Raw genomic sequence first — 15,805 nt, 5'->3', positions numbered from 1 at the left:
TCCCATCTCCGTTACACGGCGATGGCGCCAGGACGGTGACGGCGCGAGCAGGTCGGTTCGTAGAAGGCAAACGACGGCGCCTCGGGGCATGACCCGGTTCGGCCGGTATCTGCCAGATCGGTATTCCCTGGCCCCTGCAGACGTCGCCTCGCGTGACCTTCGCGGTCGCAAGGTCGATACTGCCCCTTAAGGACTTACGTAGGTCTGTGGTCGGCTTGCCGCAAAGATCTGACGGCACGTCACCAAAGTCAGCATTGAGTCAGCATCAGTACCGCCAGAACCCGCTTACGACCGGCACGGACCGCCAAGATCACGGACCACCCGCTCCCACTCTGACCAGCGAAAACACAGCTCAGAAGCCCATCTGCTATCCTGCTTAGGAGATACCGTTGAGGATGCTGATCAACGTCCCGGAGACCGTCGTCGCGGATGCGCTGCGCGGTATGGCCGCCGCCCATCCCGAGTTGGCCGTGGACGTCGAGAACCGGGTGATCGTGCGGCGGGACGCCCCCGTGGCCGGACAGGTCGCGCTGGTGTCGGGCGGCGGTTCCGGGCACGAGCCGCTGCACGGCGGGTTCGTGGGCCCCGGGATGCTGTCGGCCGCCTGTCCGGGTGAGGTGTTCACCTCGCCGGTGCCGGACCAGATGGTGCGGGCCGCGGCGGCCGTGGACAGCGGGGCCGGGGTGCTCTTCGTCGTCAAGAACTACACGGGTGACGTGCTCAACTTCGACATGGCCGCCGAACTGGCCGAGGACGAGGGCATCCAGGTCGCGAAGGTGCTGGTCAACGACGATGTGGCGGTGACGGACAGCCTCTACACGGCCGGGCGGCGCGGCACGGGGGCGACCCTGTTCGTCGAGAAGATCGCCGGGGCGGCGGCCCGGGAGGGGCGGCCGCTGGAGCAGGTGGAGGCGATCGCCCGCCGGGTCAACGAGAGCTCGCGCAGTTTCGGCGTGGCGCTCAGTGCCGTCACGACGCCGGCCAAGGGCAGTCCCACCTTCGACCTTCCGTCCGGTGAGCTGGAGCTGGGCATCGGCATCCACGGCGAGCCCGGCCGGGAGCGGCGGCCGATGATGACCTCCGGCGAGATCGCCGAGGCCGCCGTGGACGCGGTGCTGACCGACCTCGGCCCGCGCAACCCCGTCCTGGTCCTGGTCAACGGCATGGGCGCGACGCCGCTGCTGGAGCTGTACGGCTTCAACGCCGAGGTGCAGCGGGTACTCGGCGAGCGCGGCGTGGCCGTCGCCCGCACCCTCGTCGGCAACTACGTCACCTCCCTCGACATGGCCGGTGCCTCGGTCACCCTGTGCGAGATCGACGAGGAGCTGCTCGGGCTGTGGGACGCGCCGGTCAGTACCCCGGGTCTGCGGTGGGGCATGTGAGGGCCGACGGGGGAAGAATCGCGAGGTACCTACCAGGCAAGGAGATCCTGTGCTCGACGCCGACTTCTTCCGCCGTTGGATGACGGCGGCCACCGCGCTGGTCGACCGCGAGGCGGACCGGCTCACCGCCCTCGACTCACCCATCGGCGACGCCGACCACGGCAGCAATCTCCAACGCGGGTTCACGGCCGTGGCCGCCACGCTGGAGAAGGAGGCACCCGACACCCCCGGCGCGGTCCTGACCCTCGCCGGGCGGCAGCTCATCTCCACGGTCGGCGGCGCCTCCGGGCCCCTGTACGGGACGCTGCTGCGCCGTACCGGCAAGGCGCTCGGGGACTCTCCCGAGGTGAGCACCGATCAGCTGGCCGAGGCGCTGCGGGCGGGCGTGGACGCGGTCCGGACGCTCGGCGGTGCGGCCCCGGGCGACAAGACGATGGTCGACGCCCTGGTGCCCGCCGTGGACGCCCTGGGCGACTCGTTCGCGGCGGCCCGCACGGCGGCCGTGGAGGGGGCCGAGGGGACCACGCCCTTGCAGGCCCGCAAGGGCAGGGCGAGCTATCTGGGCGAGCGCAGCATCGGGCACCAGGACCCGGGGGCGACCTCGTCCGCGCTGCTCTTCGTGGCGCTGGAGGAGACGGCCGGTGAGTGACGGGAAGCTGGTGGGGATCGTCCTGGTGTCGCACAGCGCCGAGGTCGCCGCCTCCGTGGCGGAGCTGGCCAAGGCCCTGTCGGGCGGTGCCGGGTCGGTGGCCGTCGCCCCTGCGGGCGGCACCGCGTCCGGCGAGTTCGGCACCAGTTCGGAACTGGTCGCGGCCGCCGCCGCGTCGGTGGACCGGGGCGCGGGGGTCGCCGTCCTGACCGACCTGGGCAGTGCGGTGCTCACCGTCAAGGCGCTGCTCGCCGAGGGTGACGAACTGCCCGGGAACACCCGTCTGGTGGACGCGCCCTTCGTCGAGGGCGCGGTGGCGGCGGTCGTCACGGCCTCGACGGGCGCCGACCTCGCGGCCGTGGAGGCGGCGGCCGCGGAGGCGTACTCCTACCGAAAGGTCTGAAGGCGCCGGAACGGTCTCAAGGCCCGGGAAGGGCTGGGCGGAAGGCCCCGGCCGGCCGCTCAGCCCCCGTCCACGAACTGCCGTGCCAGCCGCTCCCCCGTCTTCTCGGCCGCGGCCGTGTCCTCGATGGGCTCGACCTCGCTGCCCTTGAAGACGATGTACGTCACGTCGGAGGCCACTCCGCCGCCCTCGGGGTCCGCCGGGATGCCGAGGGAGCGTGCGGCGGCGTAGGAGGCCTCGCCGATGAGGTCGCTGGGGCCGACGTCGCCGACGACCGCGTACCGCACCCGGTCCCCGTGGACGAGGGCCGCGAGCGATCCGCCGCGGACGTCGTCCTCGCGGTGGTCCCAGGTGTCGCTGGGTCCGGGCACGACGACGTAGGGCAGGCGTTCGGCGTCCAGCGGGCGGCCGTCGGAACCGGTGTACGCGGTGGCGGGGCTGAAGTGCGGGTCGGTGCCGCTGTTGCACCGGTCGCCGGGCCGGCCGTCGCAGTCGACGTCGAGGTCGGCCTTCCAGTACACGGCCTCCTTGGTGCCGCAGACCGGGATGTCCGCCGGTGCTCCGGCGTCGCTGCGGTAGCGCCCGCGCGAGACGGGGTCGCAGTCCCGCACCCTGGCCAGCAGGTCGGCGGCGCGGACGGGGCCCCCGCTCCCGCCCCGCCGCGAACCGGCCCCGGCCTCCGGGCCGGGGTCCGCCCGCAGCCGCGCGGGGGGCGCGGGCGGCCCGGCCATGACGTGCGGCACGGGGCCGATCCTGACCCCGGACCGGTCCGCGCGCAGGGGCCCTGTCCGGTCCGGGGCACCGGGCAGCAGCAGCTGTGCCGGCGGTTCGGGAAGCGGCGGGTGCGGAGCGTCGGGGAACGTCGTGGGGGCGAGCAGGGCGGCGCTGGCCGCGACCAGTGTCAGCGACTGGACACGCACGATGTGGCCTCTCCTCGGGGGCATGGACGGACACTCGGCCTCATCTGTCCCCGAAACGCCCGCGCGACCACCTTTCGCAGGGCCAGACGGTGCACGCCCGCCGTGCGCCCGGTGCGTGGGGGCGCGGGACCGGGGGCGGGCGGGCCGGGCCTGTTCCGGCTCCGGCCCGCCCGGCCGCCCGCGCCGGCGCGGGACGACGACGACAGCGGTCCACGCGCCATCGGCCCGAACTTCCCCGAAGCTGCGGGGAGTTCGGCCGTGAGGTGACCCAGCATACGTAACCCTCCCGAGGGGGCTTTGCCCACGGCCCCCTTGATGTGGCCGCGTCACGGGCGTCATATTGGTCCGGACCTTTACAGTCCACCGCCGTCGAAACGGCGCCGCAGGGGAGGCAGAGCCGTGCGCGAGGTTCCCGTTCCCCCTCTCCCGCACCGGTGCGCCCTGCTCTGCGGGACGCTCCTCCTGCTCACCTCCTGCGGCTGGGGCGGGGACGGTGACGGTGCAGACGACGGCCTGCCCGCGGTGCCCACGGGCGTCACGGCCGAGGCCGGCAGCGCGACGACCGTGCACGTGATGTGGAACGCGGTCGACGACGTACGGACCTACGAGGTGTATCGCGGCGGCACGCTGGTGAAGGAGGTGCCGGCGGCCGAGCGGATGGTGGACGTCACCCGGCTGCGCCCCTCGACGGCGTACGTCTTCACCGTGCGGGCGCGGGACGCCGACGGGCGGCTCGGGCCGCGCAGCCGGGAAGTGCGGGCGACCACACCCGCCGCGGTGGCCGACGACTCCGCGCCGACCCGCCCGGGAGGCGTCCACGGCCGGGCGGCGGGCAGCCGGGCGGTGCAGCTCACCTGGTCGGCGGCGAAGGACGACCGCGGTGTGGTGTCGTACGACGTCTACCAGGGCGACACGAAGGTGCACAGCGTCGGCGGCAACCAGACGGCGGCCGTGGTGACCGGACTGCGGGCGGGCACCCGCTACGCGTTCACCGTGCGGGCCCGGGACGCCGCCGACAACGTCTCCCCCGCGGGCGCCGCCGTCCGGCTCACCACCCCGGGCACCGACGACGGACGCGCCACCGCGCCCACGGACCTGCGCGCCGCCTCCCACCTGGCCGACGGGGCCTACTACCTGGACCTCTCCTGGGTCCCGCCGCGCACGGAGACACCGGTGACCGAGTACCAGATCCACCTGGACGGCCGTGCGGCGACCTCGCTGGTCTACGGCGCCGACGCACCGCGCGACCGGGCCGAGTACAGCTTCTACGCCGGACGCGAGGCCGGGGTCGTGCACCGGGTGCGGATCCGGGCAAGGCTGGCCGACGGAACCTGGGGCGGCCTCTCGGCGGAACGGCAGGTGACGTTGGGGGCCGGACGCTGACGTACGTCCGGCTCGGGGACCGCGTCACCTGGGCGGTCGCGCTCCGCATGCGGGCACGGCCGGTGGCCTGTTGGCTGCCAGAGGGGGCACGGGCGTTCCCGATCCCGGCGGCGCAAGGGATGTACCGCCGACCGTGCCGCCGGAGGGCAGTCCACATGCGCATCTCATCGCCGCTTCTCCGCTCCGGCGCCACCGTGGCGGCCGCCGCCGTGCTGCCCGTCGCCCTGGCCGCCGGTCCGGCCCAGGCGGGACCGGGAATCTCCGTGAGCACCACCGGGACCACGGTGTCGGTCACGACCACGGCCTGCGCCCAGCTCAACGGCAGTTGGGGCACCGCCTCGCTGCTCACCAGCAGCCAGCGGGACTTCGCCCAGGGGCGTCAGGTGGCGCTGTCCGGCAGCGGTTCGGGCCAGTCCGCGGCCTGGTCGGGAATCTCGCCGGGCACGTACACGGTGATCGTCATGTGCTCCAACAACAGCACCGCGGGCACCCAGACGGTCATCGTCTCCTCGGCCCCCTCTCCCTCCCCCTCGCCCAGCCGCTCGGCCACTCCCGCCCCGTCCGCCTCGCCCGGCGGCGTCATGGGAGGTCTCGGCGGTGCCGTCCAGGAGTACGGCACGGCCACCCTGGTGGCGGGCGGCGCGCTGGTGGGGACCGGCGTCATCGCCGCGGCCTGGTTCCTGCGCCGCCGCTCGAAGCCGTACCGGTTCTGAGCGGTCCACCCACCAAGGCTGTCAGGCCGGTTCGTCGCCGGGCAGTTCGGCGAACTCGGCCAGCGCGTGTCCGAGCCATCGGGTCCAGAACGTCTCCAGGTCGATGCCGGCCCGCAGCACCAGGTGCCGCAGCCGGTCCTCGGTGCTGTCCCGGCCGGGCGGGAAGTCGCGCCGCTCGATCTCCTCGTACTCGGCCAACTGTCGCTCGTGCAGCTCCAGATGACGTCGAAGGTCCGCCTCGACACCGGCGGTGCCGACCACGGCGGCGGCGCGCAGCCGCAGCAGCATGGTGTCCCGCAGGGGCTTGGGGTCCTGCGGGGTCGCGGTCCAGCGGGACAGTTCGGCACGGCCGGCGGGCAGGACCTCGTAGGACTTCTTCTGGCCGCGGGCCGGCTGCTGGTCGGGCAGCGCGCGGATCAGGCGCTGCGCCTCCAGTTTTCCCAGCTCGCGGTAGATCTGCTGGTGCGTCGCCGACCAGAAGTAACCGATCGACCTGTCGAACCGGCGGGTCAGCTCCAGCCCGGACGACGGCTTTTCGACCAGGGCGGTGAGGATCGCGTGCGGGAGTGACATGGCCTCATCCTAGGGACGGCCCGTCCTCCGCCCGCGCTCCTCCCGCGCTCCTCCCGTCCTCAGTCCATACCCTCTGCTAGAGCGCAGCCGCCAGCTCGGTGCCCTGTTTGACGGCGCGCTTGGCGTCCAGTTCGGCGGCCACGTCGGCGCCGCCGATGAGGTGCGCGCGGTGTCCGGCGGCGACCAGGTCGTCGTACAGGCCCCGGCTCGGCTCCTGGCCGGTGCACAGGACGACCGTGTCGACCTCCAGCACGGTGGACTCGTCGCCGACGGTGATGTGCAGTCCGGCGTCGTCGATCCGGTCGTAGCGCGCGCCCGGGACCATGGTGACACCGCGGTGCCTCAGCTCGGTGCGGTGGATCCAGCCGGTGGTCTTGCCCAGTCCGGCGCCGACCTTGGACGTCTTGCGCTGGAGCAGGTGGACGGTGCGCGGCGGCGCGGGGCGCTCGGGGGCGGCGAGGCCGCCGGGGGCGCGGTAGTCGGTGTCGACGCCCCAGAGGCGGAAGTACGTCTCGGGGTCCTCGTGCGCCTTGTCGCCGCCGTCGGTGAGGTACTCGGCGACGTCGAAGCCGATGCCGCCCGCGCCGAGGATCGCGACGCGTTCGCCGACGGGGGCGCCGTCGCGCAGGACGTCGAGGTAGCCGACGACGGACGGGTGGTCGACGCCGGGGATGTCGGGCGTGCGCGGGGTGACGCCGGTGGCGACGACGACCTCGTCGTGACCGGTGAGGTCGTCGACGCCGACACGGGTGTTCAGGCGCACGTCGACGCCGTGCGCCGCGAGCTGCGTGCGGAAGTAGCGCAGCGTCTCATCGAACTCCTGCTTGCCGGGGACCTTGCGGGCGACGTTGAGCTGTCCGCCGATCTCGCTCGCGGCGTCGAACAGGGTGACCTCGTGGCCGCGTTCGGCGGCGCTCACCGCGCAGGCGAGGCCCGCCGGTCCGGCGCCGACGACGGCAATGCGCTTGCGCCGCCGGGTCGGGGACAGGACCAGCTCGGTCTCGTGGCAGGCGCGCGGGTTGACCAGGCAGGAGGTGATCCTGCCGCTGAAGGTGTGGTCCAGGCAGGCCTGGTTGCAGCCGATGCAGGTGTTGATGGCCTCGGGGCGGCCGGCCGCGGCCTTGGCGACGAAGTCGGGGTCGGCGAGCATCGGGCGGGCCATCGAGACCATGTCGGCGGTGCCCTCGGCGAGCAGCGCCTCGGCGACCTCGGGGGTGTTGATGCGGTTGGTGGTGACGAGCGGGACCGACACCTCGCCCATGAGGCGTTTGGTCACCCAGGTGTAGGCGCCGCGGGGGACGGAGGTGGCGATGGTGGGGATGCGGGCCTCGTGCCAGCCGATGCCGGTGTTGATGAGGGTCGCCCCGGCGGCCTCGACGGCCTTGGCGAGGGTGATCACCTCGTCGAGGGTGGAGCCGTCGGGCACCAGGTCGAGCATGGACAGGCGGTAGACGACGATGAAGTCCTCGCCGACGGCCTCGCGCACCCGGCGGACGATCTCGACGGGGAAGCGCATCCGGTTCTCGTACGAGCCGCCCCAGCGGTCGGTGCGGTGGTTGGTGCGGGCGGCGATGAACTCGTTGATCAGGTAGCCCTCGGAGCCCATGATCTCGACGCCGTCGTACCCGGCCTCGCGGGCGAGGCGGGCGGTGCGGACGTAGTCGTCGATCGTGCGCTCGACCTCGGCGTCGGTCAGCTCACGCGGGACGTGCGGGCTGATCGGGGCCTGGAGGGCGCTCGGGGCGACCAGGTCCGCATGATAGGCGTAGCGGCCGAAGTGCAGGATCTGGAGGGCGATGCGGCCGCCCTCGCGGTGCACGGCGTCGGTGACGACACGGTGCTGTTCCGCCTCCGCCTCGCAGGTGAGCTTGGCGCCGCCCTCGTACGGGCGGCCCTCGTCGTTGGGGGCGATGCCGCCGGTGACGATCAGGCCCACTCCCCCGCGGGCCCGGGCGGCGTAGAAGGCGGCCATGCGCTCGAACCCGCGCTCGGCCTCTTCCAGGCCGACGTGCATGGAGCCCATCAGGACCCGGTTGGGGAGCGTGGTGAAGCCCAGGTCGAGCGGGCTCAGCAGGTGCGGGTAACGGCTCATCGGGCCCTCCGTGCGCGGTGACGTGCCTCTGTTGTAGAGGACGGCCACCCCATTGTGCAACTAGTTGCACAATGGGGTGGCACACACCTCACCGCACCCGCCGGGACCGGCTCAGCGGCTCTCGAGCCGTACGTGCAGTTCCCGCTCCTGGTCCCCGGAGGCCTGGCTCAGGTCGTGCACGGTGAACAGGGAGTCCAGGGTGGTGCGCAGCCTCTCGATCGCCCAGTAGCCGCCCTGCGCGTCGGCCTCCACCGACGCCCCGAGCCGGGCGGGGTCGCACTCGCCCCCGCGGGCGTCGGCCACGTCGAAGGTGCCGAGCCACACGGTCGGGCGCACCTCGTCGTACTCCCGGGTCACGTCGCCCGCGTGCCGGTCGGAGGAGAAGCACGCGCACAGGGTGTCGAACACGGTCCGGGCGTCCTCCTTGCTGCATCCGCTCAGCTCCACCGAGACGGACTCCGGATGCAGTCGCTCACCGTCCATCGTGATCGCTCCCTCTCGTGGTCATGACCGAAACGGCTCTCGCCGATACCACCAGAAAAGCACCACCGGCGGCCCGGCGCGAAGGGGCCGGAACCGGACCGCGGGGTCAGCCCCGGGTGAACCGGTACGTCTTGCTGTCCGTCAGCACGCAGAAGCCCGGCGACACGACGATCACGCGCAGGGTGCCGGTACGCCGGTCGTAGTCGATGCCCTCCGCCTCGAAGCCGCCCGAGCAGGCGCTGCGCAGGGGCAGCTGCCTGAGCGCGGTGACATGTCCGGTGACGTCGGAGGTGCCGTTCGGCGCCGCCGACAGGTCGATCCGCAGGAGCGGCTTGGTGACGCCGAAGAGCGTGCCCTCCGGGTCGTCGGAGGAGCACAGCAGCGTGGTGGCGTCCTGGAAGTCGCAGCCCTGGACGTCGCGCACGGCGTGGTCCAGGTGGACGGTGGCCGCCTGCGGGAGGTTCGCCGAGGGCGAGGTGGCGGGGTTGACGCCGGGCGTCGGGAAGACCAGCAGCCGGTTCATGGTGCCCCACTCGCCCGCCAGCATCCACTGGCCGTCCGGCGAGATCGCGGACCACGAGTTGTTCAGCGCCTCGCCGGGGCTCAGCGTGTGCACGTACTCCGACCAGCTCCCGTCCGGTGCCTGTACGCGGAACATCTTCGTGTTCCCGTCGTCGCGCTGGTACGGCTCGACGTAGTGGCCGTCGTAGGACGCGTCGGGGTCGCCGACGTGGTTCCAGCCGCGGGTGCTGAGGCCCAGCGGAATGGTGCCGATCCCGGTGTAGCGGTTGGGGCTGCCGGCCGGGACCTCGACCGAGGCCAGGCCCTGGCTCTCGGTCAGCGGGTCGGCGCGGTCGGAGCCCACCTCGGTCCAGGTGTCCGCGGTCCGGGCATCCGCGGCGGGGGCAGCGGGCTCGGCGGCGGGCGCGTCCGCCTGTGCCGGACCCGCGAGGCCGACCGAGAGGGCGAGGACGGCGAGTCCGGTGAGGGCGGTGTGACAACGTTGCCGGGCACGCAGGGGCATGGGGGCTCCTCGGTGGGGGTGGCCGGGCGGCACGGGCGGGCGGGTGGCACTCGGCGCACAGTCTGGACCGTCCGTAGGGTCATGTACAGACCAACTCCGGACGCGCTTCGTGCGGCGGTCCCCGGCCTGCGGGGAGATGCTGGGAGGAGACGGCGGAGCCCCGGCAGAACCGGCCCTTCACGCGGCGGAACGCGGTAGAACAGGGGGGTCGGCAGCGAAGGGCGTGCCGCGTCGGACGGTGAAGGCGGGGCGTGGGATGGGTGCAGCGGGGTCTGCGGAGTTCGAGGGCGAGCCGTCGCCGCGCGGACCCGTGCGGCCCAGTGGACTGCTCGACCTGCTGAACGTGGCCTCGATCGTGCTGGACACCGAGGGCCGGATCGTCCTGTGGAGCCCGCAGGCCGAGGAGCTGTTCGGCTGGTCCGCACCGGAGGCGCTGGGGCAGTACGCCGCCCGCATCATGGTCGACGAACGCCATCTCGACCTGGTCGTGAAGCTGTTCGGGGACGTCATGAAGACCGGCCGGAGCTGGGCGGGCGCCTTCCCCGTCCGGCACAAGGACGGCAGCACCCGGCTGGTCGAGTTCCGCAACATGCGGCTGCTCGACGACCGCGGGGACGTCTACGCCCTGGGGCTCGCGGCCGACCAGTCGATGGTCCGCCGGCTGGAGCGGGACGTGGCCCTGTCCACGAGGGTGATCATGCAGTCCCCGATCGGGCTGGCCGTCCTGGACACCGACCTGCGGTACGTCTCGGTCAACCCGGCCCTGGAGCGGCTCAACGGCATCCCCGCCGAGGAGCACCTCGGCCGGACGGTCCGTGAGCTGCTGCCGCAGGTGGACGCCGATGCGTTGGAGGCGGCGGCGCGCGGGGTGCTGGAGACCGGGCGTCCGGTGGTCGACCGGCCCGCGACCGGGCGGACGCCCGCCGACCCGGACGAGGAGCACGCCTGGTCGGTGTCGCTGTACCGGCTGGAGGACGCCTTGGGCGCCGTGCTGGGGGTGGCCGTCTCGATCGTCGACGTGACCGCGCAGTACCGGACGGCCGCCGAGGCCGAGGGCGCGCGGCGCCGGCTCGCCGCCGTGGCGGACGCCTCCGCCCGGATCGGCACCACGCTGGAGCTGGACCGCACCGCATACGAGCTGGCCGACGTGGCGGTGCCCGGCCTCGCGGACGTCGCCGCCGTGGACCTGCTGGACGCCGTGGTGGAGGGCCGGCGCAGCACCCTGGGTCCGGCCGAACCGGCGGTGATCAGGGCACTGGCCGTTCGCGCGGACGACGCGGCCCGGGACGCTCTGCGGGCCGCCGACCCGCCCGGCGCCGTCGCCCGGTACGGACCGGACCGCCTGGTCACCGAGTGCGTGCGCACCGGCCGGCCGCTGCTGGTGGCCCGGGTGACGCCGGAGGACCTGGGACGCATCGCCCGCTCGCCGGAGGCGGCCGAGCTGCTGCGCGGGGCGGGCGTCCACTCGTACCTGGCCGTGCCGCTGATCGCGCGGGGCGAGGTGCTCGGCGCCCTCGATTTGAAGCGGATCTCCAACCCCCTGCCGTTCGACGAGGACGACCTGCTGCTGGCCCGGGAGCTGGCCGCGCGGGCGGCGCTGCAGATCGACAACGCCCGCTGGTACCAGAACGCCCGCGACACCGCCCTCACCCTCCAGCGCAGCCTGCTGCCCAGCCATCCGCCGGTGACGGGCGGTCTCGAGGTCGCCTCCCGCTACCAGCCGGCCGGAGGCACCAGCGAGGTCGGCGGCGACTGGTTCGACGTGATCGAGCTGACGGGCGGCCGGACCGCGCTCGTGGTGGGCGACGTGATGGGCAGCGGTATCGCGGCGGCGGCCTCCATGGGGCGGCTGCGCACCGCGACGAACACCCTGGCCGCCCTGGAGCTGGACCCCGCGCAGTTGCTCGGACATCTCGAGCGGACCACGGCGGGCCTCGACCAGGCCATCGCCACCTGCATGTACGCCGTCCACGACCCGCACCGGCGGCGCTGCCTGATCGCCAACGCAGGGCACCTCCCCCCGGTCCGCCTGCGGGCCGGCCGGCCGCCCGAGCTGCTCGACCTGCCCACCGGGGTGCCGCTCGGGGTGGGCGGCGTCGCCTTCACCACCACCGAGGTCGGCCTGGAGCCGGGCGACCGGCTGGTGTTCTACACCGACGGCCTGGTCGAGACGCGCAGGCATCCGCTGGACGAGCGGCTGGACGCGCTCCTCGCCCTGCTGGAGGGCCCGGACGGCCCGCTGGAGGAGGTCTGCGACCTGCTGCTGCGCACCCTGCACGAGCCGGAGAACTCCGACGACGTGGCCCTGCTGATCGCCCGGGCCACACCGCCGGCGCAGCGCGGCGGGACGCTCAGTCCCTGACGCCGGTCACCACATGGGCGTACAGCTCCTCGCAGACCGCGAGGCGGGTCGTCAGACCGGCCCGGGTGAAGGCGTCGACGGCGTCGGGTGCCTGGCGTTCGCTCGTCTCGACCAGCAGACAGCCGCCCGGGGCGAGCCAGCCGGGCGCCGCGGCCGCGACCCTGCGCAGCACGTCGAGGCCGTCGGTGCCGCCGTCGAGGGCGACCAGCGGTTCGTGGTCGCGGGCCTCGGCGGGCAGCAGGGCGACCTCGCCGGTGGGCACGTACGGCACGTTGGCCGCGAGGATGTGCACCCGGCCGCGCAGGGTGTCGGGCAGCGCGTCGAACAGGTCACCCGCATACACCCGGCCGCCCGCGTCCGCGAGGTTGCCGCGGGCGCAGCGTACGGCGGCCGGATCGACGTCGGCGGCATGCACCTCGGGCCGGTCCAGGGCGGCCGCCAGTGCCGCTCCGACGGCCCCGGACCCGCAGCACAGGTCCACGACGACGTTCGCGTGCGGTGCGTGGGCCAGGGCCTCGGAGACCAGGAACTCGGTCCGGCGGCGGGGCACGAAGACACCGGGGGCGACCGCGATGCGCAGGCCGCGGAACTCGGCCCAGCCCAGGACGAGTTCCAGGGGCAGGCCGCTGACGCGGCGGTCGACCAGTGCGGTGAGTTCGGCGGCGGTGCGGGCGGCGGCCAGGATGAGCGCGGCCTCGTCCTCGGCGAAGACGCAGCCGGCGGCGCGCAGCGCGGCCACGACGGCGTCGGGCGACGGGAGGGACGCCGAGAAGAGGGCGCGGAGGACGGCGGAGGACGCCGGGGTGGGCGAAGCGGGGAAAGTGGGAGGCATGGAAGCCGAGAGCCTTTCGGGAACCGAAGGGCGCTCTCGCGGTCACTCGTCTCCGGTGACCGCACTGCCGTGAGGTGAGAGCACCCGGGCCGACACAGCGGTAATCGGTCTCACCTCCCGGTCGTCCGACGGCCGGGGCGGTCCGCGGCCGACGGACACACTACCCCAATGATCAGACCCCGAGGGCCTCCCGCACGTGGTTGACTCCCGGGACCTCCTCGTCAAAGTTGTACTGTGCAACCTGCGACGCGGAGGAGGAGTGGTGACGGCTGCCGAGACACCGGACGAGACGACCGTCGTTCCCGGCGGACGCCCCGCGGACGCGGCCGTGGAGACCATCCAGCGCGAGATGACGGTCTTCGCCCGCCGGGCCCGCGCCTCGGCGGGCCGCATGCACCCGGAGCTGTCGCTGGTGTCGTACACGCTGCTCGGGCATCTGGAGGAGCGGGACGGCCGCCGGGCCACGGATCTGGCCGCCCACTACGCCCTGGACAAGTCCACGGTCAGCCGCCAGGTGTCCGCGCTGGAGCGCGCCGGACTGATCGAGCGGCGCGTCGACCCGGACGACCACCGCGTCCAGGTCCTGCATCTGACCGAGTCCGGACGGCACGTCCTGGACCGGGTCACCGAGCGGCGGCGGGCCGCCTTCCGGGAGCGGCTCGCCGACTGGCCCGAGGAGGAGCTGCTCGACTTCGCCGCGTACCTGGAGCGGTACAACGCGTGGCCGGACGCGGCCCCGGGCCGGGAGCGGGACCGGACGGCGCCTCCGGACACGTACGGTGGGACGGGTACACACTGATCACCCGGCCGCGGGCAGCCCGCTCCGCCGGCCCGAAAGGCCCCACCGCATGAACACCACCCGAGGCTTCACCGGGCGCCCGCGCGCCGCCCGGCCGGGGCTGCCGCCCGGCCAGTACGACGCGGGCGACGACTGGCCCGTGCTGTCCGCCGAGGTCACGCCCGAGATCGCGCCCGCCGACTGGACCTTCCGCGTGGGCGGCCTGGTGGCCGAGGTCCGCACCTGGGACCTGGCCGGGGCGCGCCTGCTGCCGGCGTCCGGGTACGCGGGCGACATCCACTGCGTCACCGGCTGGTCGAAGTTCGGGGTGCGGTTCGGGGGCGTGTCGCTGGACGCCTTCCTGGACGCGGCGGGTCCGCTGCCGTCGGCCACGCACGCCGTCGCCCACGCGCACACCGGCTACACCGCGAACCTGCCGCTCGCGGACCTGACCGGCGGACGGGCCTGGATCGTGTGGGAGTACGAGGGGGAGCCGCTCGCCCCCGAGCACGGCGGTCCGGCGCGGCTGGTGGTCCCGCACCTGTACTTCTGGAAGAGCGTGAAGTGGATCGCGGGGCTCGAGCTGCTCGACCACGACGAGCCGGGCTTCTGGGAGCAGAACGGCTACCACGCACGCGGCAATCCCTGGGAGGAGCAGCGGTACTCCGGTGACTGAGACGGCCACGCACACGACGGGGGCGGATGCCTTCGCTCCCTTGACCCGGTTCGCCGTGCCCGGGCGCATCGAGGTGAACGGCCGGGTGGCCGGGACGTGGCAGACGGCCACGCTCACCGGGATCCGCCGCGAGACGCCCCGCGCGTCGACCTTCCGCCTCGCCGTGCCCGGCTGGGCGGGCCACCTGCCCGGCCAGCACCTGATGCTGCGGCTCACCGCCGCGGACGGCTACCGGGCCCAGCGCCACTACTCGCTGGCGTCCGCACCGGACAACTCCGGGCACATCGAGCTGACCCTGGACCGGGTGCCCGACGGGGAGGTGTCCGGCTGGTTCCACACGGTGGCGCGGCCCGGCGACGAGATCGAGGTGCGCGGCCCGCTCAGCGGCTTCTTCGCCTGGCCGGGCGACCGGCCCGCCCTGCTGCTCGGCGCCGGGTCCGGGGTCGTACCGCTGATGTCGATGGTGCGGCACCACCGGGCCCGGGGGCTCACCGTGCCGCTGCGGCTCCTGGTGTCCGCGCGCGGCCCCGAGGAGCTGATCTACGCCCGGGAGTTCGGTGCGGAGACGACGCCCGTGTTCACCCGCACGGCGCCGGCCGGGACGCCGGTGGGCCGGCTGACGTCCGCACATGTGGCGCCGCTCCTCGCCGAGCCGCCCACCGGGGGCTGGGAGGCCTACGTGTGCGGGTCGAACGCGTTCGCGGAGCACGCTTCACGGCTGCTGGTGGCGGCCGGACAGCCGGTGGACCGGATCCGGATCGAGCGCTTCGGCTGATCCCGCCCGGTTCGTGAGCGAGGCCCCCAGGACTGGGTACCAGTCCAGTGCGGGCACTCGCACACAGGGCGCGACACGAAGGCGCGGCGGCCCCCGCGCTCGACGGCCGTCCGTCCGCTCCTCCGGTCGCGGTGATCGCGGGGAGGTCGACATGCGAATCCGGGCAGGCGGCCGGCGCCGGTGGCGCAATCCACTGCGACGCCGGTCGGACGTCGTCGAGGCGTGGACCAAGGTGGTCGTCGCCCTCCTGCTGTTCCTGGCCGCGCCGGCGCTCGGTGCCGCCACCGCGTGGTGGGGCTACGGGCAGGCGCAGGCGATCGTCGCGGAGCAGCGGGCCGAGCGGCACCACGTCCGTGCCACGGTGGTGGACCGCACCCCGAGCGCCCTGTCGACGGGACAGCTCGGCGGACAGCACACCTACCGTGCGACCGTCCACTGGAAGGCACCGGACGGCACGGAGAAGAGCACCACGGCGCGGGTGCCGGCCGGCACCCGGCACGGTGACACCGTCGACGTGTGGCTGGACGCCCACGGCCAGAGCGTGCCGCCGCCGTCGGACGGTGCCGAGATCTGGCAGCACAGCGCCACCATCGGCTCGTTCACCACCATCGGGACGGTGCTCACGGTGCTCCTCGCGCACCGCGCCGTACGCGCGGTGGCCCTGCGTCACCGCATGGCGGAGTGGGACCGCGACTGGGCGCTCACGGAGCCGCAGTGGACCCACCGCCGGGCCTGACGCCGCCCCCGCCCGCGCGGTCCC

16 protein-coding genes are annotated in these 15,805 nt (G+C 73.8%); 10 read left to right on the top strand and 6 right to left on the bottom strand.

Annotated features, from left to right (window positions below):
• Nucleotides 1–389 precede the first annotated feature (389 nt).
• From dhaK to ACZ7MF_RS11150, 3 genes are read left to right on the top strand one after another with little or no spacing between them, the layout of a single operon-like run.
• On the top strand, nt 390–1,382 hold the full coding sequence (gene dhaK / locus ACZ7MF_RS11160; RefSeq protein WP_471475928.1) for a dihydroxyacetone kinase subunit DhaK: 993 nt from the start codon (nt 390–392) through the stop codon (nt 1,380–1,382).
• Nucleotides 1,383–1,431: 49 nt separating this feature from the next.
• Nucleotides 1,432–2,031: a dihydroxyacetone kinase subunit DhaL gene (gene dhaL, locus ACZ7MF_RS11155; RefSeq protein ID WP_356864951.1), complete on the top strand. Its 600-nt coding sequence runs from the start codon at nt 1,432–1,434 to the stop codon at nt 2,029–2,031.
• The gene (locus ACZ7MF_RS11150) at nt 2,024–2,434 is read left to right on the top strand and encodes a PTS-dependent dihydroxyacetone kinase phosphotransferase subunit DhaM (RefSeq protein WP_471475926.1); all 411 of its coding nucleotides are present in this window, start codon (nt 2,024–2,026) and stop codon (nt 2,432–2,434) included. Before dhaL ends, ACZ7MF_RS11150 begins: the two co-directional genes overlap by 8 nt.
• 59 nt (nt 2,435–2,493) lie before the next feature.
• On the opposite strand, the gene ACZ7MF_RS11145 is transcribed toward ACZ7MF_RS11150, so the two are convergent.
• The gene (locus ACZ7MF_RS11145) at nt 2,494–3,354 is read right to left on the bottom strand and encodes a glycoside hydrolase family 75 protein (protein WP_471475924.1); all 861 of its coding nucleotides are present in this window, start codon (nt 3,352–3,354) and stop codon (nt 2,494–2,496) included.
• A gap of 399 nt (nt 3,355–3,753) precedes the next feature.
• Here ACZ7MF_RS11145 and ACZ7MF_RS11140 point away from each other — a divergent pair, with 399 nt between their 5' ends.
• Both ACZ7MF_RS11140 and ACZ7MF_RS11135 read left to right on the top strand, forming a co-directional pair.
• Nucleotides 3,754–4,737 carry a fibronectin type III domain-containing protein gene (locus ACZ7MF_RS11140; protein WP_471475923.1) on the top strand — a complete coding sequence of 328 codons (984 nt, stop codon included), beginning with the start codon at nt 3,754–3,756 and terminating at the stop codon, nt 4,735–4,737.
• A gap of 155 nt (nt 4,738–4,892) precedes the next feature.
• Nucleotides 4,893–5,450 (top strand): hypothetical protein, encoded by a 558-nt coding sequence (locus ACZ7MF_RS11135; protein ID WP_471475921.1) that lies wholly within the window; start codon nt 4,893–4,895, stop codon nt 5,448–5,450.
• 21 nt (nt 5,451–5,471) lie between these two features.
• On the opposite strand, the gene ACZ7MF_RS11130 is transcribed toward ACZ7MF_RS11135, so the two are convergent.
• The 4 genes from ACZ7MF_RS11130 to ACZ7MF_RS11115 all read right to left on the bottom strand — a co-directional run bounded on the left by ACZ7MF_RS11130 (nt 5,472) and on the right by ACZ7MF_RS11115 (nt 9,622).
• Nucleotides 5,472–6,023 (bottom strand): PadR family transcriptional regulator, encoded by a 552-nt coding sequence (locus ACZ7MF_RS11130; protein ID WP_471475920.1) that lies wholly within the window; start codon nt 6,021–6,023, stop codon nt 5,472–5,474.
• A 76-nt stretch (nt 6,024–6,099) separates the two neighbouring features.
• Complete coding sequence (locus ACZ7MF_RS11125) at nt 6,100–8,115, bottom strand: FAD-dependent oxidoreductase (RefSeq protein WP_471475918.1); 2,016 nt, start codon at nt 8,113–8,115, stop codon at nt 6,100–6,102.
• A gap of 111 nt (nt 8,116–8,226) precedes the next feature.
• Nucleotides 8,227–8,598: a hypothetical protein gene (locus ACZ7MF_RS11120; protein ID WP_356864944.1), complete on the bottom strand. Its 372-nt coding sequence runs from the start codon at nt 8,596–8,598 to the stop codon at nt 8,227–8,229.
• A gap of 106 nt (nt 8,599–8,704) precedes the next feature.
• Nucleotides 8,705–9,622: a hypothetical protein gene (locus tag ACZ7MF_RS11115; protein ID WP_471475916.1), complete on the bottom strand. Its 918-nt coding sequence runs from the start codon at nt 9,620–9,622 to the stop codon at nt 8,705–8,707.
• Nucleotides 9,623–9,878: 256 nt separating this feature from the next.
• Between ACZ7MF_RS11115 and ACZ7MF_RS11110 the strand changes: the two genes are divergently transcribed.
• Entirely contained in the window at nt 9,879–11,984 is a 2,106-nt protein-coding gene (locus tag ACZ7MF_RS11110; RefSeq protein WP_471475914.1) for a SpoIIE family protein phosphatase, read from the top strand.
• Here the strand turns inward: ACZ7MF_RS11110 and ACZ7MF_RS11105 are convergent.
• Nucleotides 11,974–12,816, bottom strand: a complete 843-nt coding sequence (locus tag ACZ7MF_RS11105; RefSeq protein WP_471475912.1) for a putative protein N(5)-glutamine methyltransferase — start codon at nt 12,814–12,816, stop codon at nt 11,974–11,976. The two genes, ACZ7MF_RS11110 and ACZ7MF_RS11105, sit on opposite strands and share 11 nt — an antisense overlap.
• A gap of 262 nt (nt 12,817–13,078) precedes the next feature.
• On the opposite strand from ACZ7MF_RS11105, the gene ACZ7MF_RS11100 reads away from it, so the two are divergent.
• The 4 genes from ACZ7MF_RS11100 to ACZ7MF_RS11085 all read left to right on the top strand — a co-directional run bounded on the left by ACZ7MF_RS11100 (nt 13,079) and on the right by ACZ7MF_RS11085 (nt 15,781).
• Complete coding sequence (locus tag ACZ7MF_RS11100; RefSeq protein WP_471475911.1) at nt 13,079–13,615, top strand: MarR family winged helix-turn-helix transcriptional regulator; 537 nt, start codon at nt 13,079–13,081, stop codon at nt 13,613–13,615.
• 49 nt (nt 13,616–13,664) lie between these two features.
• Nucleotides 13,665–14,270, top strand: a complete 606-nt coding sequence (locus ACZ7MF_RS11095) for a sulfite oxidase-like oxidoreductase (protein WP_471475909.1) — start codon at nt 13,665–13,667, stop codon at nt 14,268–14,270.
• Nucleotides 14,263–15,045 carry a ferredoxin reductase gene (locus ACZ7MF_RS11090; RefSeq protein ID WP_471475907.1) on the top strand — a complete coding sequence of 261 codons (783 nt, stop codon included), beginning with the start codon at nt 14,263–14,265 and terminating at the stop codon, nt 15,043–15,045. The genes ACZ7MF_RS11095 and ACZ7MF_RS11090 overlap by 8 nt, the downstream gene beginning before the upstream one ends.
• A gap of 151 nt (nt 15,046–15,196) precedes the next feature.
• Complete coding sequence (locus ACZ7MF_RS11085) at nt 15,197–15,781, top strand: Rv1733c family protein (protein WP_471475905.1); 585 nt, start codon at nt 15,197–15,199, stop codon at nt 15,779–15,781.
• Nucleotides 15,782–15,805: the final 24 nt, after the last annotated feature.

The organism is Streptomyces sp. NPDC111628, assembly GCF_055635195.1.
This window is presented reverse-complemented; position numbering and strand designations above follow the sequence as displayed.

Bases quoted from the DNA above. Each gene is read 5' to 3' on its own strand.
- ACZ7MF_RS11120 (WP_356864944.1), bottom strand. From the start codon at position 8,598: ATGGACGGTGAGCGACTGCATCCGGAGTCCGTCTCGGTGGAGCTGAGC.
- ACZ7MF_RS11125 (WP_471475918.1), bottom strand. From the start codon at position 8,115: ATGAGCCGTTACCCGCACCTGCTGAGCCCGCTCGACCTGGGCTTCACC.
- ACZ7MF_RS11135 (WP_471475921.1), top strand. From the start codon at position 4,893: ATGCGCATCTCATCGCCGCTTCTCCGCTCCGGCGCCACCGTGGCGGCC.
- ACZ7MF_RS11095 (WP_471475909.1), top strand. From the start codon at position 13,665: ATGAACACCACCCGAGGCTTCACCGGGCGCCCGCGCGCCGCCCGGCCG.
- ACZ7MF_RS11130 (WP_471475920.1), bottom strand. From the start codon at position 6,023: ATGTCACTCCCGCACGCGATCCTCACCGCCCTGGTCGAAAAGCCGTCG.
- ACZ7MF_RS11105 (WP_471475912.1), bottom strand. From the start codon at position 12,816: ATGCCTCCCACTTTCCCCGCTTCGCCCACCCCGGCGTCCTCCGCCGTC.
- ACZ7MF_RS11115 (WP_471475916.1), bottom strand. From the start codon at position 9,622: ATGCCCCTGCGTGCCCGGCAACGTTGTCACACCGCCCTCACCGGACTC.
- ACZ7MF_RS11085 (WP_471475905.1), top strand. From the start codon at position 15,197: ATGCGAATCCGGGCAGGCGGCCGGCGCCGGTGGCGCAATCCACTGCGA.
- ACZ7MF_RS11110 (WP_471475914.1), top strand. From the start codon at position 9,879: ATGGGTGCAGCGGGGTCTGCGGAGTTCGAGGGCGAGCCGTCGCCGCGC.